General features: G+C 56.0%; 17 protein-coding genes. 9 read left to right on the forward strand and 8 right to left on the reverse strand.

Annotation, left to right across the window (positions count from 1 at the left end; all coding sequences use genetic code 11):
• The first annotated feature begins 227 nt into the window (after window positions 1-227).
• Window positions 228-1,424, forward strand: a complete 1,197-nt coding sequence (locus OKC29_RS21475) for an NnrS family protein (RefSeq protein ID WP_073351991.1) — start codon at window positions 228-230, stop codon at window positions 1,422-1,424.
• Between the two features lie 8 nt (window positions 1,425-1,432).
• Here OKC29_RS21475 and OKC29_RS21480 read toward each other — a convergent pair whose 3' ends face one another.
• Window positions 1,433-2,002: a helix-turn-helix domain-containing protein gene (locus tag OKC29_RS21480; RefSeq protein WP_073351992.1), complete on the reverse strand. Its 570-nt coding sequence runs from the start codon at window positions 2,000-2,002 to the stop codon at window positions 1,433-1,435.
• Window positions 2,003-2,124: 122 nt separating this feature from the next.
• Here OKC29_RS21480 and OKC29_RS21485 point away from each other — a divergent pair, with 122 nt between their 5' ends.
• Complete coding sequence (locus OKC29_RS21485) at window positions 2,125-3,276, forward strand: benzoate/H(+) symporter BenE family transporter (RefSeq protein WP_017410813.1); 1,152 nt, start codon at window positions 2,125-2,127, stop codon at window positions 3,274-3,276.
• 150 nt (window positions 3,277-3,426) lie between these two features.
• Window positions 3,427-4,491 (forward strand): DUF3103 family protein, encoded by a 1,065-nt coding sequence (locus tag OKC29_RS21490; RefSeq protein WP_011707631.1) that lies wholly within the window; start codon window positions 3,427-3,429, stop codon window positions 4,489-4,491.
• Between the two features lie 62 nt (window positions 4,492-4,553).
• On the opposite strand, the gene metF is transcribed toward OKC29_RS21490, so the two are convergent.
• Window positions 4,554-5,450 carry a methylenetetrahydrofolate reductase gene (gene metF, locus OKC29_RS21495; protein ID WP_005306036.1) on the reverse strand — a complete coding sequence of 299 codons (897 nt, stop codon included), beginning with the start codon at window positions 5,448-5,450 and terminating at the stop codon, window positions 4,554-4,556.
• 328 nt (window positions 5,451-5,778) lie between these two features.
• Here metF and OKC29_RS21500 point away from each other — a divergent pair, with 328 nt between their 5' ends.
• The gene (locus OKC29_RS21500) at window positions 5,779-6,570 is read left to right on the forward strand and encodes a GNAT family N-acetyltransferase (RefSeq protein WP_073351993.1); all 792 of its coding nucleotides are present in this window, start codon (window positions 5,779-5,781) and stop codon (window positions 6,568-6,570) included.
• Window positions 6,571-6,633: 63 nt separating this feature from the next.
• Here the strand turns inward: OKC29_RS21500 and OKC29_RS21505 are convergent, their stop codons facing one another.
• The 6 genes from OKC29_RS21505 to OKC29_RS21530 form a co-directional block, all read right to left on the reverse strand.
• Window positions 6,634-8,118, reverse strand: coding sequence for an ABC transporter substrate-binding protein (locus OKC29_RS21505; protein ID WP_073351996.1), 1,485 nt, complete (start codon window positions 8,116-8,118; stop codon window positions 6,634-6,636).
• A gap of 8 nt (window positions 8,119-8,126) precedes the next feature.
• Window positions 8,127-10,106 (reverse strand): HAMP domain-containing methyl-accepting chemotaxis protein, encoded by a 1,980-nt coding sequence (locus OKC29_RS21510; RefSeq protein ID WP_029302580.1) that lies wholly within the window; start codon window positions 10,104-10,106, stop codon window positions 8,127-8,129.
• 217 nt (window positions 10,107-10,323) lie between these two features.
• Window positions 10,324-10,935: an OmpW family outer membrane protein gene (locus OKC29_RS21515; protein WP_011707635.1), complete on the reverse strand. Its 612-nt coding sequence runs from the start codon at window positions 10,933-10,935 to the stop codon at window positions 10,324-10,326.
• Between the two features lie 446 nt (window positions 10,936-11,381).
• Window positions 11,382-13,067, reverse strand: coding sequence for a diguanylate cyclase (locus OKC29_RS21520; protein ID WP_162275784.1), 1,686 nt, complete (start codon window positions 13,065-13,067; stop codon window positions 11,382-11,384).
• Window positions 13,068-13,207: 140 nt separating this feature from the next.
• Window positions 13,208-16,036, reverse strand: coding sequence for an excinuclease ABC subunit UvrA (gene uvrA, locus OKC29_RS21525; protein ID WP_073351998.1), 2,829 nt, complete (start codon window positions 16,034-16,036; stop codon window positions 13,208-13,210).
• Between the two features lie 95 nt (window positions 16,037-16,131).
• Complete coding sequence (locus tag OKC29_RS21530) at window positions 16,132-16,791, reverse strand: LuxR C-terminal-related transcriptional regulator (protein WP_073352000.1); 660 nt, start codon at window positions 16,789-16,791, stop codon at window positions 16,132-16,134.
• A 523-nt stretch (window positions 16,792-17,314) separates the two neighbouring features.
• Between OKC29_RS21530 and OKC29_RS21535 the strand changes: the two genes are divergently transcribed.
• The 5 genes from OKC29_RS21535 to OKC29_RS21555 all read left to right on the forward strand — a co-directional run bounded on the left by OKC29_RS21535 (window position 17,315) and on the right by OKC29_RS21555 (window position 23,366).
• On the forward strand, window positions 17,315-17,893 hold the full coding sequence (locus OKC29_RS21535) for a single-stranded DNA-binding protein (protein WP_011707639.1): 579 nt from the start codon (window positions 17,315-17,317) through the stop codon (window positions 17,891-17,893).
• Between the two features lie 152 nt (window positions 17,894-18,045).
• Window positions 18,046-19,344, forward strand: coding sequence for a site-specific integrase (locus tag OKC29_RS21540; RefSeq protein WP_111901627.1), 1,299 nt, complete (start codon window positions 18,046-18,048; stop codon window positions 19,342-19,344).
• Window positions 19,341-20,870, forward strand: a complete 1,530-nt coding sequence (locus OKC29_RS21545; protein ID WP_174218746.1) for a site-specific integrase — start codon at window positions 19,341-19,343, stop codon at window positions 20,868-20,870. The genes OKC29_RS21540 and OKC29_RS21545 overlap by 4 nt, the downstream gene beginning before the upstream one ends.
• On the forward strand, window positions 20,863-22,917 hold the full coding sequence (locus tag OKC29_RS21550; protein ID WP_111899870.1) for an integrase: 2,055 nt from the start codon (window positions 20,863-20,865) through the stop codon (window positions 22,915-22,917). Before OKC29_RS21545 ends, OKC29_RS21550 begins: the two co-directional genes overlap by 8 nt.
• Window positions 22,918-22,919: 2 nt before the next feature.
• On the forward strand, window positions 22,920-23,366 hold the full coding sequence (locus tag OKC29_RS21555; protein ID WP_111899869.1) for a hypothetical protein: 447 nt from the start codon (window positions 22,920-22,922) through the stop codon (window positions 23,364-23,366).
• Window positions 23,367-23,371: the final 5 nt, after the last annotated feature.

Raw genomic sequence — 23,371 nt, forward strand, 5'->3', positions numbered from 1 at the left:
CTCATCAGGTTGGCGTGTTCCGCCGTGCTGGTAGGGGCGCATTATAGGGAGCCGCGCCGCGATGACAAGGGCTTTTTCACCGAAAAGAACCGTTCGCTCAGATATGCAGCAAAGCGGTTCGATTTCATTCGCATCACCACCATTTCGGGCTGTCATTGGATTTAAATTGAACATTTGAAAAGCCACTTTATAATTGGCTTTTCAAATGTTCAATTAAGGTTTCATTCATGCACCAGATCCTGGATAGCCGCAAAGAGGAGAAAATCGTTCCTCTGTTCCGCCTCGGGTTTCGGCCTTTCTTCCTGCTTGGCGCCTTGTTCTCGGCATTGGCGATGCTGGGCTGGCTTGGGCAGCTCAATGGCTGGTTCGTCCTGCCGGGGATTGGCAACCCCATCTGGTGGCATGCCCATGAGATGCTATTTGGTTTCGGAGCCGCAATCGTCGCGGGGTTCCTGCTGACGGCAGTGCAAAACTGGACCGCTCACCCCGGGGTTAGAAGCTGGCCCCTGGTGCTGGTCGTCGTGCTGTGGGCATTGCCGAGGGCCTTGCTGCCCTGGCTGGGCGAGCACAATACCCTGCTGATGGCGGCAGATCTGCTCTGGCTGCCTCTTTGCATCTGGTATCTGGCCAAACCCATCGTGGTCACCAGGCAGTGGAGCAACCTCTTCTTTGTGCCTCTGCTGGTCGTGCTGACACTGCTAAACGCCGCCAGCTGGCTGTGGCAGGCACAGTGGGCTGATATGGAACATCTGCTCATTACCACAGTGCTCTTGTTTACAACCCTGATCGCCGTGATGGGAGGGCGAGTCATCCCCTTCTTTACCGCCAGGGCCACCGGGATGGAAAAAGCCGTCCCTATTCTCTGGCTGGAGCGGGCTTCCCTTGCCACGCTGTGGCTCACCCTGGTGAGCTGGCTGCTGCTGCCCACCCCATGGGCCACCAGCCTCTACTTGCTTCCTCTATATATAGTGGCGGCTGTTTTGCACTTGTGGCGCCAATTGCGCTGGCGGCTGCCTTCCACTCTTGGCCAACCCCTCTTGTGGTCACTGCACCTCGCCTACCTGTTTATTCCTCTCGGTCTGCTCGCCCTTGGTGCTCTGGCTGCCGGCCTGCCCATCAGCCTCTCGCTGGCCAGCCACCTGCTCAGTGCCGGCTGCATGGGGACCATGATCCTGGGGATGATAGCCAGGGTTTCTCTTGGTCACAGTGGCCGGGCTTTGCAGGTAGGGCGCAGGATCCAGTGCGCTTTCGCGCTGGTGATCATGGCAGCCCTGATTAGGGTTCTGATCCCGCTGCTTTGGCCGGCCTATACCTTGCACGGCTGGAACCTGAGCGGCCTGGCCTGGAGCCTGGCGTATGGCCTGTTTGTCTGGGTCTATGCTCCCATATTGAGCAGCCCCCGGGCTGATGGGCGCCCAGGCTGACCCGGGGGTCAAGATCTGCTGGCCGGATAGTGGATCAGATTGTGGAAGATGGCAGGGGCCACACCCAGATTGCGATAACCATGGGGGCGGTCGGCCGCGAAGCGCACCGCCTCCCCCTGCGTCAAGGAGCGCCACCCCCCCTCAACCAGCACTTCCATCTGGCCGCTGATAACGATGACATGTTCGGTCACCCCGGGTTCATGGGGTTCTGATTCTCGCTGATAACCGGGCAACAGGGTCAGCTCAAACAGTTCGAATCCAAAGCGCCCCTCATAAGGGAAGAGAGGGGCGACCTGCATGCCCTCTCCCGCCGGTTGCTGGCGAATCGCATCTGCGGTGCGATAGAGCACCTCCCCCTGCTCTGCCGGGGTCGGCTCGATGAAGCTGGAGAAGGAGACCCGAAAGCCGGTGGCAATCTTCCACAGGGTGGCCACCGTCGGGCTCGACTCCCCCCGTTCAATCTGGCCCAGCATGGCCTTGCTCACTCCCGTCTCCCGCGCCGCTACATCCAGGCTCCAGCCCAGTTCGCTGCGCAAGCCCTTCAGACGTTGGGCCAGATGCTGATTCATCTCTTGCATGACTGCCTCTTTAGTTGTGCTTGCTTGAATCGCCTTGTGCGCTATAACGCACAACGATATAGTCTGAAGCAATATTGTACGCAATAACGCACAAACCGTCACAACCCCACAAGGACGTCACCATGCCCTTTGCCCTTCCTCATCTGGTCGCCGGTTTCATCGCCGTGATGGTCGGCTATACCAGCTCGGTCATCCTGATCATTCAGGCAGCCACAGCAGCGGGGGCCGATGCTGCCCAGCTCGCATCCTGGCTATGGACGCTGGGTATCGGCATGGGTATCAGTTGCATCGGCCTCTCCCTCTATTATCGCATCCCTGTCTTGACCGCCTGGTCGACCCCGGGTGCCGCCCTGCTCATCACCAGCCTGGGTCACTTCACCCTGGCCGAGGCCATCGGCGCCTTCGTTATCTCTTCTCTGCTAATCACCCTGTGCGGCATCAGCGGCTGGTTCGATCGGCTGATGCGCCATATCCCGGCCCAGCTGGCGGCGGCCATGCTGGCCGGGGTATTGCTCAAGTTCGGGCTGGATCTGTTCAAGGTCGCGCCGGCAGATCCTATGCTGCTCGGCAGCCTGCTGCTCGCGTTCCTCCTCGGCCGTCATCTCTGGCCACGCTATACCATGGTGCTGGTACTGGCAACCGGCATTCTCATCTGCCTGCTGAGAGGTCAGCTGCAGCTTGACACCATCCACTGGCAACTGGCCGGCCCGGTCATGACCTGGCCAGAGTTTTCCCTGGGCGCCCTGTTCGGCATTGCCTTGCCACTGTTCATCGTCACCATGACCTCCCAGAACATGCCGGGCATTACCATTTTGCGGGCCCACGGCTATCAGCCCGCCACCTCATCCCTCATCACCTGGACCGGCCTGACCGGTCTGCTGCTGGCGCCCTTCGGTGGCTATGCCTTCAACCTGGCGGCCATCACTGCGGCCATCTGCATGGGGAAAGAGGTGGATCCGGACGCCAACCGGCGCTGGCCTGCGGCGGTGTGGGCCGGCGGCTTCTACCTGCTGACCGGCTGTTTCGGGGCCACGGTCGCTGCGCTGTTCACGGCCTTCCCGGCGACACTGGTGACCTGTGTCGCCGGGCTGGCGCTGCTCGGCACCATCGGCAGCAGCCTGCACACCGCATTGCAGCACGACGATGCCCGTGAAGCCGCCCTGCTGACCTTCATCATCACCGCCTCCGGCATCAGCCTGCTCGGCATCGGTGCCGCCTGCTGGGGACTGCTCGTCGGCATCATCCTGTATCAAGTCAACCAGCGGAGAAACTGACCTGACCATCTGGGGAGCCCCCCGTGAGACACCGCACATAATTCGGAAAAATTGGTTCACAGCTGAAACTAATTGCCATTAAGTGGTGTCGAGGCACTTCTTCTTCCCCGATGCGTGCCTCATGTCAGACTCATAAACTGGAGAATAATAATGAGGAATCAGGCTGTCATTTTGTTACTGGCACTGCTGGGCGCCACCACTGCCCACGCTGCCGACACCGATCGGGAGCTGGCCCGCCAGCTCGCGCTGCAGCAGAAAAACCTGCTGCCGCTGCTGAGCAATCAGGAGTACCAGAGCCCGCTGCCCAACCTGTTGCAAAAGGCCAGCCCGCGCCTGAAACGCCAGGCCCGGGATGCCAACCAGGCAGCTATCAGCCGGCAAGGGCTGGATGGCGAGGTCAAGGAGCTGATGCAGCTGCGACTGGCCAACCCGGAACAGGCCGCCGCGCTGCAGCAGGGTGTCGAGCCGCTGGTCGCCTATGTACCGAGCGGCGATGAGAAGAGCTGGAGCGCCATCGAAGCCTTCGACAGCGCCGGCAACCCCGTCTATCTGGATGTGGACAAGGCACCGGCCCGTCCGGTCCTGGTCGTGGAAGCTGATCCCGTCAAGGCCAAGAACGCCGGCCTCAAGGTGATCCGCAAGGCGCTGGCTGCCGCCGATATGCAGGTGGCTCCCCGTGCGGCTGCCAGCACGGCCCCGCTCAAAACCAGCATCCTGAAGAAAATTCGGTTGAAGGATGATCAGGAGCCCTGGCTGTTGGGTGCGGCCGAGGTGTATGCGGTGGTCGCAGGGGTCAATCCCAGCCGGGATGAGCCCGTGGTCGATATCGTCGACATGCCCTATCTCGACTATGACAACACCGACTACACCCCCAACCAGATCCTGGTCTACTGGGATCGCTATCGCTGGGGTGCCGTCGACATCGTCATGATGGAGCAGGACGACAACGTCAACTACAAGGAGTTGAGCGGCCTGTTCATCGATGCCCTCAAGCTGGCCTTCACGGCTGGCGGCGTGCCCGAGGCACTGCCCTTCCTCGATCTCGGCGGTCGCATCGTCAAGGCGCTGCCCGACTCCTGGATGACCAACAACGATGACTATCTGGATACCTTCTACACCCTGGAGCAGGACCAGAGCTATCACCAGTATCCAGGCGCAGCCGGCAATGCGGTGATCGATCTCGAACCCAAAGAGATCGCCCCCACCAGGCCCTGATTGGTCGCCATAACAAAAAAGCCAATGAGCGACTCATTGGCTTTTTTTGTGCCCGCGATCCGTTACGGCTGGCCTTTCGGCCTCACCCCCAGGGTATGGCAGATGGCGTAGGTCAGCTCGGAGCGGTTCAGGGTATAGAAGTGGAAATCCTTCACCCCTTCCTGACTCAGCACCCGTACCTGATCGATGGCGATGCTGGCCCCCACCATGTTGCGGGTCATCTGATCGTCATCCAGCCCTTCAAAACGCTGATGCATCCAGCGCGGGATCTTCACGTTGGTGAAGCCGGCAAACTTGGCCAGGGTCTGGTAGTTGGAAACCGGCAGGATCCCCGGCACGATTTCGGCATCGATGCCGATGGCGGCGCAGCGATCCCGAAAGCGCAGGTAGGTCTCGACGTCAAAAAAGAACTGGGTAATGGCGCGGTTGGCACCGGCATCGATCTTGCGTTTGAGATTGAGCAGATCCGACTGCGCACTGCGCGCTTCCGGGTGCCCTTCCGGGTAGGCGGCCACCGAAATATCGAAGTCCGCTTCGGCCTTGAGCAGGGCCACCAGATCGGTCGCATACATCTCCGGCTTCTCAAGCCCCTGGGGCAAGTCACCGCGCAGCGCCACGATATGGCGGATACCACTGTTCCAGTAGTCGCGGGCAATGGTGCGCAGCTCGTCGCGGCTGGCGTCGATACAGGTCAGATGCGGGGCGGCGATCAGACCGGTCCGCTCCTTGATGTCCTTGATCACCTTGTGCGTGCGATCCCGGGTGCCCGAGTTGGCGCCATAGGTCACCGACACAAACTTGGGCTCCAGCACTTTCAGGCGCTCGATGGATTGCCACAGGGTATTTTCCATCCCTTCGCTGTTGGGCGGAAAAAACTCGAAACTGACCGATATGTCGCCACTCAAATCTGCCAGACTCTGGTTGAGTGCCTCAACCTGACGTGCGCTGTGAAATCCCATCTGCTCTCTCCCTGCCCTGCAATCCATTTCTCTACGTCAAAACGGATGTTTGGACGTCTAAACGTCTTTCTATCTTTATGAGAAAATGGCACAAAGTCAACACTGTTTTACAGCGAGAGGAAGGCTGCCGATTTTTATTTGGCAATAAAGCCAAAGTAACGATTGGCACCCCATCCCAAAATCCGGCGAGTCGCGTTATGATGAACGCAGATCGTCCTGGACGTTCTGAATCTGCGTGTGATTGTTTGGCCGGAGGTTTCTCCGGCCCCTTTTCAACCTCTTCCCCTTCCTGCCGATAACCAATTGAACCATTCGCAGGAGCATCATCATGGACACCCACCCCGGCTTTGCCACCGACTTGCTGTTCGATCGCTATCAAGGCAACGTGGTCGATCATGAGCAGTTCTGGGCCGTGCGCACCCCCGATGCTCCCGATTACTACTTCGGCAACTATCTGCTGCTCCCCTTTCCCCCCAGCGATCACGACAAGGGCTGGCTCGAGGCCAGTTTCGACAAGCTGATCGGGCAGGATCCCCGGGTCAGACACCGCACCTTCCAGTGGCCTCTCGCGGCCGGCCAGAACAGCCGGGTTGCCGGCTTCGTGGCGGCGGGATACCAGTACATGGAGTGCGTGGTCCTGGCACTGGAGGCCACCGACTGGCAACCGCCAGCCGCGACGGTGGCTGCGCGCCCCTTTACCCCGGCTGACTGGGACGAGTGGCTGGCCTTTGAACTGGAAGAGCGGGATCCCGGTCACTCGGAGCAGAGCTACCTGCCCTATCTGCAGTCACGCCGCCAGTTGTACGAGGCGATGATCGGGGACGGGCTGGGTCAGTGGTGGGGGATCTGGCAGCAGGAGCAGCTGGTCGCCAGTTGCGGCCTCTTCTTCACCGATACTCTGGGCCGCTTCCAGCTGGTGCGCACAAGGCAGGCATGGCGCAATCAGGGATTGTGCCGTCAGCTGCTGAGCCAGGTTGCCAGACATGGGCTGACGCGGGTCGACCGGCTCATCATAGTGGCCGACGAGCACTATCACGCCCAGCGCGTCTATCGCTCGCTCGGGTTCACTCCGGTGGCCCGCATCGGCAGCCTCTGCCGCTGGCCCCACACGGTGCAGTGACTTCACAGACTGACAGCAAAGAAAACGGGAGGCTGATGCCTCCCGTTGTTTATCTGCCGGCAGCTATTGCTGCGGTGTTTCCAGCTCGTTGGAGAGCGCCTGCTCCACCTCGGCCGACGGAGCCGGCAACGGCGCGGCCGCGGCAGACGCTGCTGCGGCAGGCGTTGCTGACGGCGCCGGGGTGGCAGGTGTCTCTGTCACCGCCGGCGTCGCGGTGGATACAGCGGCAGAAGGCTCGGTGGTCCCAGCGGCGGCCGATACTGCGGACGCGGCGGCCGGGACATCACACTGGCAATCGGCCCCTTTCACCTTGTTGCCCTGATGAGGCGGATACCAGCCCTTCAGGCCCTGCTCCAGCCGATCGGCTGCCGCCTTGGGCTCCACCTTGCCGAGCAGCACAGCCTGACTCACTTCGGCCAGCTCGTCACCCAGCTTGGGCGTACCACGGGAAAGGATCTGGGTGGCCACCCGGATGGTGGAGTCGCACTGATCCCGCCACTCCATCATCTCCTTCGCCGCCGGATTGGTGACCTCGAAGAAGTGGTTGGAGAGGGAGAAGAAGCCAGGCAGCGAGTTGGTATAGAGCTCGGCGAACTGGGGCGTAGTCAGCCACTGCAGGAAGGCCATGGCCGCCTCCTTGTTCTTGCTGGCCGGGTTCATGCCCATCCCGATGTCGGTGTGATCGGTAAAGAAGCAGCCATCACCCTGCTTCGCCACGGGCGGGCGCATCACGCCAAAGTCCACCTTGCCGGTGAAGGGAGCGATCTCCCAGGAACCCGCCACGTAGAAGGCGGCCTTGCCCGAGGTGAACAGCTCGTTGGTCGCGGCATAGTCGCGACTCTCGCCGCCTTCGCCGAGGTAGGGACGCCAGCGCGCCAGCTCCTCGAACACCTTGACGTAGGGCGGGTTGTCAAAACGCTCCTGCCCCCCGATCAACGCCAGCCGACCATCCTCCCCCTTCCAGTAGTTGGGGCCTATGTTCTGGAAGCCGAGCTCGGAGGATACCCAGCTTTCCGAGCCGCTCATGGCGAGCGGCACATAGCGGCCATCGGCTTTCACCTTGTCCAGCGCCGCGAAGAAGGCATCCCGGGTTTGTGGCACGCTCAGCCCCAGCTCACTGAAAATCTTCTTGTTGTAGAAGAAGCCGTGAATCACCGAGGCCATGGGCACGCAGAAGGTCTGGGCGCCGGAGTCGGTCTGCCAGGGTGACTGGGCAAAACTGGGGAAGTTCTCCATCCCCGACATCTCGGTCAGCTCCGCCAGGTGGCCCTCCTTGAACAGGGCGAGCGAGTCGTCGAACGGCCGGCAGGTGATGAGATCCCCCGCCTTGCCCTCTTTCAGACTGGCCCACAGGGTCGGCATGTAGTCGACGTTCTGCACTCCGTTGAACTTCACCTGGATGCCCGGGTGGGAGGCCTCGAAGGCAGGAATGATCTTCTGCTCCCACAAGGCCTTGTCATCAATCCGCCAGCTCTCGATCACCAGCTCGCTGGCCATCAGCTGACCACACAACAGGAGACTCAGGGCCCCGATCCACTTGTTAGACATAAGCCCTCCTAAACCTTGAAATGTGCGATCAATTGCTGCTGCTTGGCGACCAGCTCCGCCAGCACTTCACTGCTGCCGGCAGACTCCCGCGCTTCCCGTTCGGTCTCGTAGGCCACCTCGGCGATGCCGGAGATATGGCGGGCCACCCCCTGGCTGACCGAGATCTGCTCCTGGGCGGCGTGCGCCACCTGATCCGCCATCGCTTTGATGGCGCTCATCCGGTCAGCGATGGATTGCAGGGCCGCATCCATCTCCCGGGTCTGCTCGACACAGTTGTGGGTCTGCTCCTGACTGCGCCCCATCACCTCCACCACCAGCTTGCTCGAGCTCTGCAGGTTCTCGATCATCGCCTGGATCTCTTCGGTCGAGGTCTGGGTCCGGTTGGCCAGTGCCCGCACCTCGTCAGCTACCACGGCGAAGCCACGGCCGGCATCGCCTGCCCGTGCCGCTTCGATGGCGGCGTTCAGCGCCAGCAGGTTGGTCTGCTCGGCGATGCTGCGGATCACATCGAGGATGCTGCCGATGTTGTTGCTGAACTCACCCAGTTTGTAGGTGATGCCAACGGCCTCCTCCATGGCACCTGCCAGCTGCTCCGTGATGCGACGGGTGGTCGCCACCTTCTGACGACCGCTGCGGGCCTCGTCATCGGCAAGATCCACTTCCCGTTTGGTGCCATCGGTGGAACGGGCCACCTCGGTGGCACTCACCTCCAGCTCGGTGATGGCGGCAGCCACCTGATCGGTCTGACTCTTCTGATCCTGTACCCGGGACACGGCCCTTTCGCTTATCTCGGCGGCGCGGCTGGCCTCCTCCACCAGATGGCGGGAGCCGGCATTGATCTGGGAGAGCAGCTCGCCGGTTTTACCGGCCAGGGTATCGATGGAGCGGGAGAGCGCGCCGAATTCGCAGCTGCTGCGATAGTTGATACGGCGGGTCATGTCCCCGGCCGCCATGTAGTCCAGCTCCTTGTTGATCATTTGCAGCGGACGCTGAATGCTGCGCGCCGTGGTATAGCCGATGATGAGGGCGGCGGCGGCCGAGATGGCGGCCACCACCAGGATCCAGAAGCTGGCGCTGCTGACGGCATCATCCGCCGTGGTGCGGCTCTGGCTGGCAATCGAGCCGGCCGACTGTCCCATCTCGTCGAGCAGGCCCAGGCTGTTGATCAGGCTGGCATCGAGTTGCTGATTGAGGGTCTGTAGCGAGGCAGCCAGCTGCTGGGCATTGCGCATGGTCGCCAGCAGCCCCTGCTGGCCAAGTGCCAGCTCCTGCATCCGGTCGAGGTTGGAGACGAAACGCTGCTTCACGTCATCCGGCACCAGCACCCGATCGAGCCGCTTGCGGGCCATCTCGATGTCCTTGCTCAGCACCTTCTCCAGCTCGTTGAGATCGGTCTTGGCATCGGCCCGGCGAATGTTCTTCAGATCGCGCGCGATGCCCGAAGTGATCAACTCAGCCTTGTTGCGCATGGAGCGTTTGCTGGCGGTCTGCTGCAGCAGCAGATCGGCAGCCCACTGGTAGGTGTCTTCCAGCCGGATGAAGGCAATCTCCAGCTTGTGGCGCTGATCCTGGGCATTGACCCATTGGCTGTGCTGGGAGAGCACCTGTTCAGCCAAGCCGTAGAACTGCTTGGTGGCGGTATCGACCTGCTGAAAACGAGAGCCGGCCTCAGCCACCCCGCTAAACTTGTCCATCTCCTGGCTCAGCTGACTGAAACGCGCCTGCTGCTCCTTGAACTGGCTGGCCAGCTGCGGCAGCTGGCTTGCATCCTCGTTGGTCCGGTAGACCAGCACCCAGCGGTTGCTGTCCTGCAGGGCGCCTTTCAGGCCGGCCACCGCAATCACCAACGGGGTTGCCCGGTCGGAGACCTGTGACAAGCCGTCGTTGATGCCCCTGATCTTCAGGGTGCTGATCACACCCAGCAGGATCAACAGCAGCAGCATCAACACAAATCCGGCGATGATCCGCTGCACAATAGATAAACCCATGGAGACATCCTCACTCGTGGGGGAAAGGTAACGTGAACATAGACACTATCGGCACAAGGGGCGAATTATAGAGGGGAGACCAAGGGTATTTTATTGATCTATATGGGGTTGGATCACAGTTGACGGGGGACGCTTTACGCGTAAAAGGGCCCGGACTGTGCCGGGCCAAAGAGACATGCTAGCTGTAACGGCCCATGGGGGCCAACCCTGTGTCCTATCAGAAGCGATAGCCGACACCAAACATGAAGGCCATGGGATCGATGGAGGTGTTGATGGTACCCACGGCGGTGTGCACGTCGGTATCGATATCCATGATCCAGGCGGAGGCGTTGACGAACCAACGATCATTGATCGCCATGTCCAGGCCGACCTGACCGGCCATGCCCCAGGAGGAGTCCACGCTCACGTCGGTGCCATCCAGCGCGCCGCGGCCCTGCTCATCGAAGAATGTGGTGTAGTTGATACCGGCACCGATATAGGGGCGTACCTTGCTGTTGGCATCACCGAAGTAGTACTGCGCCATCAGGGTCGGCGGCAGGTGCTTGACCTTGGCCACTTCACCCAGACCGGCGGTGGATACCGAGTGGGAGAAGGGCGTGGCTGCCAGCAGCTCGACACCCCAGTTGTCAGTGATCAGATAAGAGAGCGTCAGACCCAGCTGCATATTGCTGTCGATTTCCAGCTCGCCGGTACCCAGCACGTTGTCACTGCTCGTTTGCGGAGAAACAAAGGCCAGGCCGCCACGCACCAGAATATCACCAGCCTGGTGGGCCATGGCGACGGGAGAAGCGAGCGCGGCCGCGATCATCAGAGGAAGGATCTTTTTCATCACGTTTTCCTTTTAGTTTTCGTTTTATATGTTGCAAGCCTGAAAACTATAAATGGATGTGAATGCAGAGTTATTGATTTAGCTCAAACGTTACCAAGAAATAGATAGATGTGTACGGCAGCTTAAAGCTCCCGAGATATGGCTAATAATTGGCAGAATAAACAATAAAAACATACTGATACGTCAATTCAAAATCAAACCAGCCACATTAACAGATAATTTAAATGCACCTTATTGAAGCTTTAAACGGCTAAAAACGGTTGTTTCACTCGCTCAACCAGAGTATTTTTGCGAGCCATGTAGCCGGGCTGTAAGAAATTCTTTATGAAACCACAAACCAGAAGGGACAAAATAGTAGCCATACTGGCGGCCATCTGGGGTATTGGCTCCTTCCTGTTTATTTTATTGGGATTCGTTCTCGGCATGGCGCTATTAATTCTGACCCACTAGGCCGACTGGCTGGAGTGAGACGCCTGACACCGCAGCCACTCCCCCGCTACAATCTGCTCCGGGTTCAAATCCCACTGCGCCGGCTCCAGCTCCCCGCTATATCCGCGCCAGCGATTTCTGCCCTCCTGCTTGGCCCGGTACAGCGCCATGTCCGCCAGTTTGAAGCTCAGGTTCCAGAACGAATCCTCCAGCTCCCGATGCAGGGGGTAATCGCAGAATCCCAGTGAAACCGTCATCCAGAGCGGCAACTCTTCGCGTCCGAAGCGGCAATCGGCAATCTTGCGGCGCAGGCGCTCGACCCGCTGGGCAACCCGTGTCGGCTCATCGCTGGCCAGCAGCAGCAGAAACTCCTCGCCACCCAGCCGGATCAGCGGCTCCTCCTCAGCGAGGGCCCCCCGCAGCAACTCCGCCAGCTGGCATAACAGCAGATCGCCGATGTCGTGGCCGAAGCGATCGTTGACCTGCTTGAAGTGATCCAGATCCAGGATCAGCAACACCCGGCCTGCCGCCAGCGCATCGCGATTGAGCAACCACTCATCGAGGTAGCGCCGGTTGAAGGCGTGGGTCAGCGGATCCGTATAGGCGGCCGTCTCCATCCGGGATGAATAAGCCTGCAAGGCGCTGTGGTGTAAGCTGATCCTGGCCGCCATCTCCCGGAACTTGCGACTGAGCAGCGCCATCTCCTGACTGCTGTCGATGATCGGCAACACGCTCACATCCTGCTTTTCGGCAAACTTGTGCAGCGCCCCCACCAACTCGCCGATCGGCCCGAGCACGATGGCGCGCAAGCGGGCCAGCGCCATCAGAATGCAGGCGAAGCTTATCAGCAGCATGCCGATGAAGGTCCAGATCGCCCCCTCCATCGCCCCCCGCAGCACGTCACGCTCCTCTTCCACAATCAGGGTCAAGACGGGGGTACCGTCGTTGTCCAGCAGCAGCCCCTCCCCTCTGACACGCTGCAACCCCAGATCCACCAGCCGGTAGCTCATGTATGGCTTGAATGGCTTGAAAGAACCCAGATGCTCGCCAGTTCTGGGCTGAGCAATGGTCAAGGCGAGCGCGGTCCGCGCCGCCAGATCGTCCAGATAGCGTTCATCCAGCCAACGGGTCGCCAACAGATAGCCATTGGGTTTGGCATCGCCGAGGGTATTGGTCACCGGCTGCAGCGAGAATATGAGCGGCCCCCATAACGAGCCTCTCACTCCGCTCAGACTGTGGATCTCCCCCTGCCGCGATTCACGCAGCAGTTGCAGCTTGAGGTCATCCAGAAAGAAGGGGAGCAGGGTGGTGTCCGTATCAGGCGCCTCCGGCAGCAGGGTGCGAGTCCAGATTTCAGAGCCCTGCAAATCCATATAACTCAGCACGTTGAGCTCAAAGTCCCGCATCGGGGTGTCGACCAGCAGATTGGAGTGGATATAGCCCTGATTGGGCCTGGCCAGGAAGTGGTAGCTCTCGTCCCAGATCCCCCAATCCCGGGTGAAGGCATTGATGGCATTGATATCGCCCTGCACGGCCCTGACCACCCGCTGCAGATGATCCTGCATCCGCCGCTCCTCGACCCGCTGCGCCGCCGGCACCTGGGCCAGCGCGATCACGATGAGCAGCATCAGGATGGCACCAGCCCAGACGGGGAACATGGAGTAGGCCAGCAAATGATCGATGGAGCGGGACGGTTGAGCCATGGGCGCCAATATCCTTTGAATGGCAATGCGAAACGGGAAGGGCCTTGCCCCAAGTATGGAGTATCGGCCCGTCTGGAGGTCACTGAATTACCACAATAAAAACAAGGGGCCCAGGGCCCCTTGTCACATTATTGAACGGATTATCGTGCCAGCAGCGGCGCCAGGAAGCGGGCCGTATGGGAATCCTCGCAACGGCTCATCTCCTCCGGCGTCCCCGTCACCAGAATGCGGCCACCACCAGCGCCCCCCTCCGGCCCCAGATCGACGATCCAGTCGGCGGTTTTGATGACGTCCAGGTTGTGCTCGATGATGACGATGGTGTTACCGCGATCCCGCAACTGGTGCAGCACCTTGAGCAGCTGCTGGATGTCGTGGAAGTGCAGCCCGGTGGTCGGCTCGTCCAGAATATAGAGGGTCTGACCGGTATCCCGCTTGGAGAGCTCCCGCGCCAGCTTGACCCGCTGCGCCTCACCGCCAGACAAAGTAGTGGCCGACTGGCCGAGGCGGATATAGGAGAGGCCCACATCCATCAAGGTCTGCAGCTTGCGCGCCACTGCTGGCACAGGGTCGAAGAACTCGCGGGCATCTTCCACCGTCATCTCGAGGATTTCGTGGATGTTCTTGCCCTTGTACTTCACCTCCAGGGTCTCGCGGTTATAGCGCTTGCCCTTGCAGACGTCGCACGGCACGTAGACATCCGGCAGGAAGTGCATCTCCACCTTGATGACCCCATCCCCCTGACACGCCTCGCAGCGCCCCCCTTTCACGTTGAAGGAGAAGCGGCCCGGCTGGTAACCGCGCGAGCGTGCCTCCTGGGTGCCGGAGAGCAGCTCGCGGATCGGGGTAAACAGGCCGGTGTAGGTGGCCGGGTTGGATCGCGGGGTGCGGCCGATGGGGCTCTGGTCGATATCCACCACCTTGTCCAGATGCTCCAGCCCTTCCACGCTGCGATAGGGCGCCGGCGTGGATTCGGTCGCCTTGTTGAGCTCGCGGTGGGCGATGCGGAACAGGGTATCGTTGATCAGGGTCGACTTGCCGGAGCCGGAGACGCCGGTAACGCAGGTCATCACCCCGATCGGCAGATCCAGGTTGACGTTGCGCAGGTTGTTGCCGCTCGCCCCCTTGAGTTTCAGCCACTTGCCGGTGAGCGGGGTGCGCTCGGCGGGAATGGCGATCTGCTTGCGGCCGGAGAGATAGTCACCGGTCAGCGACTCGGGATTCGCAATGATCTCCTCCGGCGTGCCCTGGGCGACGATGGCACCGCCGTGCACGCCGGCTCCTGGGCCGATGTCGAGCACATGGTCGGCGAGGCGGATGGCATCCTCGTCGTGCTCCACCACGATCACGGTATTGCCGAGATCGCGCAGGTGAGTGAGGGTCTTGAGCAGCCGCTCGTTGTCGCGTTGGTGCAGGCCGATGGAGGGTTCGTCCAGCACATACATGACTCCCACCAAGCCCGCACCGATCTGGCTCGCCAGTCGAATGCGCTGGGCCTCGCCACCGGAGAGTGTCTCGGCGCTGCGCGACAGGCTCAGATAGTTGAGACCGACGTTCACCAGGAAACCGAGCCGTTCGACGATCTCTTTCAAGATCTTCTCGGCAATCTGGGCGCGCTGGCCGGTGAGGTTCAACCCCTCGAAGAAGGCCAGCGCATCGCCGATGGACTGCTCGGCGATGGCCGGCAGGTTGCGGTTGTCGACGAAGACGTGGCGCGCCTCTTCCCGCAGTCGGCTGCCACCGCAGCTGGTACAGGATTTGTTGGCGATGTATTTGGAGAGCTCTTCGCGCACCGAGTTGGATTCGGTCTCCCGGTAGCGCCGCTCCATGTTGTGCAGGATCCCCTCGAACGGGTGCTTGCGCACCACCACGTCGCCGCGATCGTTCATGTAACGGAACTCGATCTCGGTGCGACCGGAGCCGCGCAGGATCACCTCCTGGGTCTTGAGTGGTAGCTCCTCCCACGGCGTCTCCAGATCGAACTTGTAGTGCTCGGAGAGGGATTTGAGCATCTGGAAGTAGTAGAAGCTGCGCTTGTCCCAGCCACGGATGGCGCCGTTGGCCAGACTGATGGCCGGATCGCCGATCACCTTGGCCGGGTCGAAATATTGCTGCACGCCGAGACCGTCACAAGTCGGGCAAGCACCGGCCGGGTTGTTGAAGGAGAAGATGCGCGGCTCCAGCTCTGACATGGAGTAGCCGCACTCCGGGCAGGCGAAGTTGGCGGAGAAGGTCATGGGGGCAACGCCCTCCTCACCATCCATCGGTACCACCAGTACGATGCCACCGGAAAGGGTCAGCGCCGTTTCGAACGACTCGGCCAGACGCAGGGCCAGGTCATCGCGGACCTTGAAGCGATCCACCACCACCTCGATGGTGTGCTTCTTGTGCAGCTCCAGCGCGGGCGGGTCGGAGAGATCGCACACCTCGCCGTCGATACGGGCACGGATGTAGCCCTGGGCCGCCAGATTCTCCAGCAGCTTGGTGTGTTCCCCCTTGCGATCGCGCACCACCGGGGCCAGCAGCATCAGCTTGCTCCCCTCGGGCTGGGCCAGCACCTGATCCACCATCTGGCTGATGGTCTGGGCGGCGAGCGGAATGGCGTGGGTCGGGCAGCGCGGCTCACCGACCCGGGCGAACAACAGACGCAGGTAGTCGTAGATTTCGGTGATGGTGCCAACGGTCGAGCGCGGGTTGTGGGAAGTGGACTTCTGCTCGATGGAGATGGCGGGCGAGAGCCCCTCGATATGGTCGACGTCCGGCTTCTCCATCAGGGAGAGGAACTGGCGGGCATAGGCGGAGAGTGACTCCACATAGCGGCGCTGCCCCTCGGCATAGAGGGTATCGAACGCCAGAGAGGATTTGCCCGAACCGGAGAGGCCGGTGACCACGATCAGCTTGTCGCGGGGCAGGGTCAGATTGATGTTCTTGAGGTTGTGGGTGCGAGCACCCCGGACCACGATCTTTTCCATCTTGTTGCACGCTCGATACGGAAACCTGAGCGAGTCAGTATGGCATAGAGACTACTGGATGAATAGACAGGTTTTATCCATCATCCCCATCGATTTCAGAGATACTCCTTGGCCCAGCTCACCGCCTGCAGGCGGTTCTTCACGTTCAATTTTTTGAAGACATTGTAGAGGTGGGACTTGATGGTGTGCTCGCTCACGAACAGGCTGTCGGCGATCTCGGTATTGGAGGCACCCGTCATCAGGTAGCGGATGATCTCCTGCTCGCGCACGGTCAGCAGCGTCTGGTTGCGCAGGTGGTGTTCCCCGCCCTTGCGGTAGTAGTTGACCAGATCGCACAGCAGATGACGCGGGATCCAGTACTCCCCCTCCAGCACCTTGCGAATACCGAGCACCAACCGATCCAGCGGATCCTGACAGAAGAAGAGCCCGCTGGTATGGGGCCACATCAGCAGCAGCTCCCGATCCGTACTGGTGGGGGCATTGAGCAGTACTGTATTGGCTTCCCCGAAGCGGCTGGAGATCTCCCGTGGCCACCCCGTTTGCTGGCTCGACTTGAGGTAATCCAGATCCACCAGAAACAACGGATGCGGCTCGAGGTCATCCGCTTGAGGCAGGGCTTCCAGTGCACTTACCAGCAGGATGGGCAGAGCCAGCTGTTCGGCCAGGTAGCTCTGAAAGCTGGTCGCCTGCGCATTGTCTTCGGTTACCAATACGATGGGATATGGGGTGATCATGAAGCACTGGTCCTTGAACATTCCGGCCATGGTGTTTTTCGGCAGCAGAGAGTACCAAGCCCCCCGCAGGCTGCAGCATTAAAAAAGTATTAGACGCCGATGCGCCTCCTTTGAAACTCACCAATTTTCCAAGCAATACAAATAACTAGCCGAGCCCCCCCATTTGGGTGAAATACTGGCACCTGGCCGGACAGAGGCTGTCATACCAGCCTCCGGGCCCCCTTCTCGTCTCGACCGTTCGATGATATGACGCCCCGTTGCTGTTCACTTGCTGGCCTAGGTCGGCCTCGTGTAAGTTAATCCTTCATTCGGCGGACACGGGATGGAGCATCAGGAAGATGTGCGCTCTTTCTCCCCAACTGTTACTATTGCGGGCAAAATCTGAAAACGGGGAGGCGGCCAACTGGCGCGCTGAACCGGACACAGTCATCACATGAGTGGCGGGGCAGCCCTGCAGCGTCGCCTATCTCACAGAAAACAAACGATATGTTGAGTTGGCCCGGGCATATGGCCCGGCCGGTATATAAAGGGTGGAAGAGAGATTATGGCCAGTCGAGGCATCAATAAAGTCATTCTGATCGGTAACCTGGGGCAAGACCCGGAAGTGCGCTACATGCCGAGCGGCGGTGCCGTGACCAATATCACCCTGGCCACCTCCGACACCTGGCGCGACAAGCAGACCGGTGAGCAGAAAGAGCGCACCGAGTGGCACCGCGTCGTCTTCATGGGCAAGCTGGCCGAAGTGGCTGGCGAGTACCTGAAGAAAGGCTCCCAAGTCTATGTTGAAGGCAAGCTGCAGACCCGCAAGTGGCAGGATCAAAGCGGCCAGGAGCGTTACACCACCGAAGTGCTGGTCGATGGCTTCAGCGGCGTGATGCAGATGCTGGGTGGCCGTCCGCAAGGCGGCGCCGGCCAAGGCATGGGTGGCCAGTCTCAGGGCAACTGGGGTCAGCAGCAGGGCATGCAGTCCCAGCAGCCGATGAACCAGGCGCGTCCTGCCCAGGCTCCGCAGCAGAACATGCAGCAACAGGGCGGCTACGCTCGCCCGGCCCAGCAGCCGCAGTCTGCACCGCCGGTGTACAATGAGCCGCCGATGGACTTCGACGACGACATTCCGTTCTAACGGACGGAAAATTATAAAGTGTCATAATAAACGGCACAAAAAAGAACAACCCAGTGATTTCACTGGGTTTTTTTTATTTTTACACTTACAGGTGGGTGATTTGTGAACTACACTAGACCTAGGTAGGTTAAAAGTGTAAAAAAAGAGGCCGCATGTATAAGTTAGATATCCTGATGTTCGATAATGGAGAGCGATATCCAATTCTGATGGGAGAGGACGGTTTTCCACATTTCTATGTAACTCTCTATGCCACAACTATGCTAAGGACTCATTCTAGCGTTAATACCATTGTTGCCAGATTGAAGGCAATACAGTTTTTATTTGAATGGGAACGGATAAATGACCGCTCATTGATTGACGAATTTAAGCTGGGACACTTATTAAGTCATAGTGACATAATTAGTTTACGAGACCACCTTAAGCTGTTTGCTTCTGAGTTTAAAAAAGAAAACAAAAAAGTACGGTCATCGGCCAAAGTAATAGATATTGAGTCTGGGGCTTTTAAGGTGACAAGTGGTCGTGCGGTGACAAGCACCCATCACTATAATCGAATTACAGCAGTAGCCGAGTATTTGTATTTTATAGCCACTGTCGTGAATCAGAATCGGAATGATCCTGAAATGACACGAGCCATTAATAAGATGGCAGTCGATTTGAAGACTCAACGGCCACGAGCGAGAATCAGAAACCTGACTGAAAATATGGAGTATATGACATTGCCTGATGGACTGATTGAGGAGTTTGTTAGTGTTGCTGACATAAATAACCCTCTGAATCCATTCAAGAATAAGTCAGTAAAGTTACGCAATCATTTAATGTTTAGGTTAATGCAGGAAACAGGGATTCGTCGTGGCGAGTTACTTTCACTCCAATTAACATACGCTAACCTGACTGGAGAGAGGTGTTCTATATTCATTCAGAGACAGCACGATGACCGCTACGATCCGAGAAAATATCAGCCTGTAGTAAAAACTAAAGAGCGCCGATTACCGATAAGTAAAGAATTGGCAAGACAGTTGGATGATTACATAATCAATCACAGATCTAAAACTCCAAATACGGCTAAACACCCTTATATCTTTGTTACGCACATCAAGAGTGCAACACAAGGTCAACCTATTAGTAATAGCTATTTTGGCAATGATATTGTTGGCGCAATGAAACGAGTTGATGAGCGTTTCGCTGTAATACATGCTCACATGTTTAGGCATGAATGGAATTTAAATTTTTCACGGAGGGTTGATAAAGAAAATAAAAAGGGAGAGAATAAAATTTCTCCTGAAAAAGAAGCACAAATGCGGCAGCATGCTATGGGACATGCTTCGCAAAAATCAGGGAACACTTATAATAAACGGAATATCATAGAAGAAACGAATCGCGTTATGCTTCTAGATCAGCAGGAATTACAAAACAAGTTACACGATAATAATGATTATAAGGATAAGAAATGAGTAGAGCCAAAGCTGGAGAGATTTCACGCTGGGATGGACGAATTGTAACATCAAAAGATGGTTATTCTTTTGCATTTGATTCTGATAAGTGGCTATTAAGCAAAGATAAGGAGATACGATTTAGCGCCAATGTTCTTAATGTTGAACAAGACGTTTTAATTGGCTTAAAGATGACATTGGCTAGATATGCAGAAGAAATGTCTGCATCTCACACTTTCAATATGTATCATTTATTTAATCATATGGTAAAAACCACTTCATCAAAGCAAGTGAACATTGCGACCATTCTCAACTGGAAGGCAGAACTTGGTGAAGATAAAGAGTGGTATCTCGGTTCTTTACGAGGCTTTTTGATCAGTTGGCATGATTACGGATTTAAAGGCATCGATTCAGATGTTGTGGAATTGCTTGAGCGTTTTACTTTGTCGGGTAACGAAAAAGGGCTTGCAGTCGCTAATCGCTGCCCATATTCAGGCGCCTTTACCGAAAATGAGGTATTAGCAATAAATTATGAACTAATTCGATTGTATAGAGAAAACCAAATAGATCTGAAGATCTTTTCTTACGTGAATCTCATTCAGGCTACAGCAGCGCGATCTATGCAAGTTAGACAAATTAAGATAGGCGATCTTCTGCAAGAAGAGCATGCATATTTTATAAATATGCCACGAGCTAAGCAAAGAGGTGTGGGGTTCCGTGGCATGCTAAAAAAAGTGGCGATAACAGAAGACCTGTATGTGTTGCTAAAAACTCTTGCCGAGGTTCAGGCTAGAATGATTGAGGACACCTACAATATAACATTGACTGAAAGACAGCGAAGGCTCGTACCACTTTTTTTAGATGAGAAAAATCTTATTGGTGAGTCATGGATGCCGGAGATGTTGGATGGAGATTTTCTTCATGCCTCATCTACTTTCCTAGGGCAAGAATTGTTGCGCAGGTTTACAGTTAGGCAGAGAGCCATATCTGAGAGGACAGGGGATATTATCTGTATCTCTACAAGACGTTTTCGCCATACAAGAGGAACTAATCTAGGCCGGAAAGGATACGGTGCCGCTATTATTGCTGAGGCATTGGATCACTCCGACACTCAGAATGTAAAAGTTTATACAGAGAACACGGCTAATACAGTGCAGTACATTGATGAAATCATTGGTAAGCAACTCGCACCATTCGCAAGTGCCTTCATGGGTAGAATTATCGAGACTTTAGATGAGGGTGAGCGAGGTGCAGATCCTACTGCTCGCATTCCGAATGATAAAAACGAAGTGGTTGGAGCCTGCGGTACGAATGATTTTTGCGTTAACGGCTATGAGTCATGCTACCTCTGCCATAAATTCCGACCCTTACTAGATGGGCCTCATGAGCTTGTCCTGGAGTCGCTATATAAACAAAAAAAACAACGACTACAAGAGTCAAAAAGTATTGAGTATGCCAGTGCAAAAGACCGAGTTATTCTGGCAGTAGAGCAAGTCGTGGCCGAATGCAAACGAATAAAATTAGAGAGGGGGCAAGTTAATGGATAACATCGAATTATTTAAACCAAAAGTTGCGTTAACCTCTGAACAAAACCTAAATGACTTTGTTTCAATGTGCCGTGATAAGCTGACTGCTTTCGGCAAAGACTGTTGGGATGAAAACCAGTGGAATGACTTCTATGGTAGTAGCAATAGGAAAGTAGTTGCTCGATTTTCTACTATCACCAAGCCATTCAATTCATACAAATACGAACCAATGGCTAAACCATTCATTGATTTTGCTAAAGCATATATTCGCTACTCTTATTCATTTCAGCCCGTTAGTAACCTCCATCGCCATATGGATGCGCTGCGATATGTAGAAGAAGCGCTACTTAAAGTCAAAGATAAAGCCGATATATTGGAGTTGGATGGTGAAGTCATAAATGCATTGCATGATATAATGCTAAACCATATATCTAGCAAAGACTCACTCAACAAGTCTGGGTATCAGGTTGAGTTGCTTCTAGATTTTTGCCGTTCACAGTATATTGCGCCATCATTACCTCAATGGATAAATCCATTTCCAAGACAGCGAGATTTGACGATTGAGCTAGATGATGAAGGAAGAGAACACCGCGCAAGTAAATTGCCTAGTAACGAAGAAATGATGCAGGTTGCTGCATTGTTCTGTGAAGCCCCTAATCTTGATTTAGAAACAGAATTTTACACAGCAGTCATGGCATTGCTCATGGTTGCACCTGGGCGTGCCTCTGAGCTGTTTAGTCTCTCTACAGACTGTTTAGTATGGGAAGATGACTCAGCAGGTGTTAAACGGCTTGGAATTCGTTGGAACCCCGCAAAAAATGGGAAAGCTGGTCTTAAGTGGGTGCCCAGCGTAATGAACGAGATCGTTATCGAGGCAGTGGAGCGTTTAAAGCGAATTGGCGAGCCAGCTCGTAAGGCGGCAATTTTTGCAGAAGAATATCCAAATCTGTTTATGCAACATGAAGATTGCGTTGGCGATCCTGTATCCAATGAAACTCCACTGACACTGGAGCAATTTAATGCTGCGATGGGGGTTCAAATTGAATCACTTGAAAGCAGTAAAAATAACACCAAATGGATTAAAGAGATTCTTGGGGAGGGCAATGAAGTCACCTATAAGAAGTTAGGTGAGTATTCTTATAAGAAATATGTCTCTAGTTTTAATAATTGGCCCTATGCGGATGCTAAAAGTCAGACCAAGGTATCCGATGCTTTATTACTCTTCAGGGATGTTGAACTTCACAAAGCGTTTAGGGTAAAAGGCTATTCTTTCGTTCAACCAACGGTAAACAATATTAATGATCGGATTAATGCAACAGGTGCTAGAGCAAACCAGTCTCTGTGGCATAAGCATGGCATTAAGCTTGCAAATGGCGATCCCATAATGTTGACGTCCCATATGGCAAGACATTGGTTATGTACCAAGTTAGAACGGGGTGGAATGGACGAGTTAATACTGGCGAATTGGGCTGGACGCGCAAGAGTTGCTGATAACAAGAGTTATGACCATCGTAGTGAAGAAGAGAAATGTGAAGATTATCGCACACTCTCACTTACCGAAAATTACAATGTCCTCGATAAAATCAAGACAAACCTTCCTGTTACTTATGAGGATATCGGGAAAAACCAGACAGGTGTTGCATTAGTTACAGAGCTTGGCGTGTGTGAACATGATTTTGCAATGATGCCATGTCAGCGCAATGGTGATTGTGAGACATGTAAAGAACTGGTTTGTATTAAAGGTTATAGCTCATCACTAGAATTATTGAAGAAACGTGAGCAAGAATCCAGCGAACAATTCAACCATGCGAAAAAAAATCACGAAATGGGAGCTTTTGGGGCCGATAGATGGGTTAGTAATTTAGGCTGGCGACTTTCACACTTGAGAACAAAGATTCGAATGCTTGAAGATAAGAGAATCCCTGACGGGACGCCACTACGAATACCTGATGAATATGACCCGAGCCCTATTAAAAATGCCCTTCTAGAAAAGGGGCTGAATACGAATGTTGCCACTCCAGAATCCATCACATTAAGTGACGATCTGCATGACTTATTGGGGTACTAAGTATGCCGAAGATAGTTATAACTCAAAACAATATTGAATCTGTTTTGAAGCTGGTTAGGATGTGGCAAGGAAAGCTGACATGGGATTTACTTTGTGAAAAAGTGGCTTCTGAATTGGGAGTTGAAAGCATAGAGCGTCAATCATTAGCTAGCTATAGCGCAATTCAAGAGGCATATAGCAAGAAGAAGGAGGAACTGAGAGAGAAAAAGGAGAATACCCCAACTGACTACACACTCGAATACCTAAAAAACAAAGTTGCCTCTTTAGAGGACGATGTGGCGCGTTTGACTGAAATGAATAAGAAGTATAAGGAGCGATTCGTTCTCTGGCAGCATAACGCATACATCAATGGTATGCGCGTGGATAAGCTAGATGATGCGGTTGTTGTACTCAGTAAGCCTCTGCCAGCGCTAAACCGATCTGCTAGTAATCGTGACGGTAACAAGTAGGAGAG

This window comes from Aeromonas sp. QDB34 (assembly GCF_027705405.1).
Taxonomy (GTDB): domain Bacteria; phylum Pseudomonadota; class Gammaproteobacteria; order Enterobacterales; family Aeromonadaceae; genus Aeromonas; species Aeromonas hydrophila.

Bases quoted from the DNA above. Each gene is read 5' to 3' on its own strand.
- OKC29_RS21475 (WP_073351991.1), top strand. From the start codon at position 228: ATGCACCAGATCCTGGATAGCCGCAAAGAGGAGAAAATCGTTCCTCTG.
- OKC29_RS21480 (WP_073351992.1), bottom strand. From the start codon at position 2,002: ATGCAAGAGATGAATCAGCATCTGGCCCAACGTCTGAAGGGCTTGCGC.
- OKC29_RS21485 (WP_017410813.1), top strand. From the start codon at position 2,125: ATGCCCTTTGCCCTTCCTCATCTGGTCGCCGGTTTCATCGCCGTGATG.
- OKC29_RS21490 (WP_011707631.1), top strand. From the start codon at position 3,427: ATGAGGAATCAGGCTGTCATTTTGTTACTGGCACTGCTGGGCGCCACC.
- metF (WP_005306036.1), bottom strand. From the start codon at position 5,450: ATGGGATTTCACAGCGCACGTCAGGTTGAGGCACTCAACCAGAGTCTG.
- OKC29_RS21500 (WP_073351993.1), top strand. From the start codon at position 5,779: ATGGACACCCACCCCGGCTTTGCCACCGACTTGCTGTTCGATCGCTAT.
- OKC29_RS21505 (WP_073351996.1), bottom strand. From the start codon at position 8,118: ATGTCTAACAAGTGGATCGGGGCCCTGAGTCTCCTGTTGTGTGGTCAG.
- OKC29_RS21510 (WP_029302580.1), bottom strand. From the start codon at position 10,106: ATGGGTTTATCTATTGTGCAGCGGATCATCGCCGGATTTGTGTTGATG.
- OKC29_RS21515 (WP_011707635.1), bottom strand. From the start codon at position 10,935: ATGAAAAAGATCCTTCCTCTGATGATCGCGGCCGCGCTCGCTTCTCCC.
- OKC29_RS21520 (WP_162275784.1), bottom strand. From the start codon at position 13,067: ATGGCTCAACCGTCCCGCTCCATCGATCATTTGCTGGCCTACTCCATG.
- uvrA (WP_073351998.1), bottom strand. From the start codon at position 16,036: ATGGAAAAGATCGTGGTCCGGGGTGCTCGCACCCACAACCTCAAGAAC.
- OKC29_RS21530 (WP_073352000.1), bottom strand. From the start codon at position 16,791: ATGTTCAAGGACCAGTGCTTCATGATCACCCCATATCCCATCGTATTG.
- OKC29_RS21535 (WP_011707639.1), top strand. From the start codon at position 17,315: ATGGCCAGTCGAGGCATCAATAAAGTCATTCTGATCGGTAACCTGGGG.
- OKC29_RS21540 (WP_111901627.1), top strand. From the start codon at position 18,046: ATGTATAAGTTAGATATCCTGATGTTCGATAATGGAGAGCGATATCCA.
- OKC29_RS21545 (WP_174218746.1), top strand. From the start codon at position 19,341: ATGAGTAGAGCCAAAGCTGGAGAGATTTCACGCTGGGATGGACGAATT.
- OKC29_RS21550 (WP_111899870.1), top strand. From the start codon at position 20,863: ATGGATAACATCGAATTATTTAAACCAAAAGTTGCGTTAACCTCTGAA.
- OKC29_RS21555 (WP_111899869.1), top strand. From the start codon at position 22,920: ATGCCGAAGATAGTTATAACTCAAAACAATATTGAATCTGTTTTGAAG.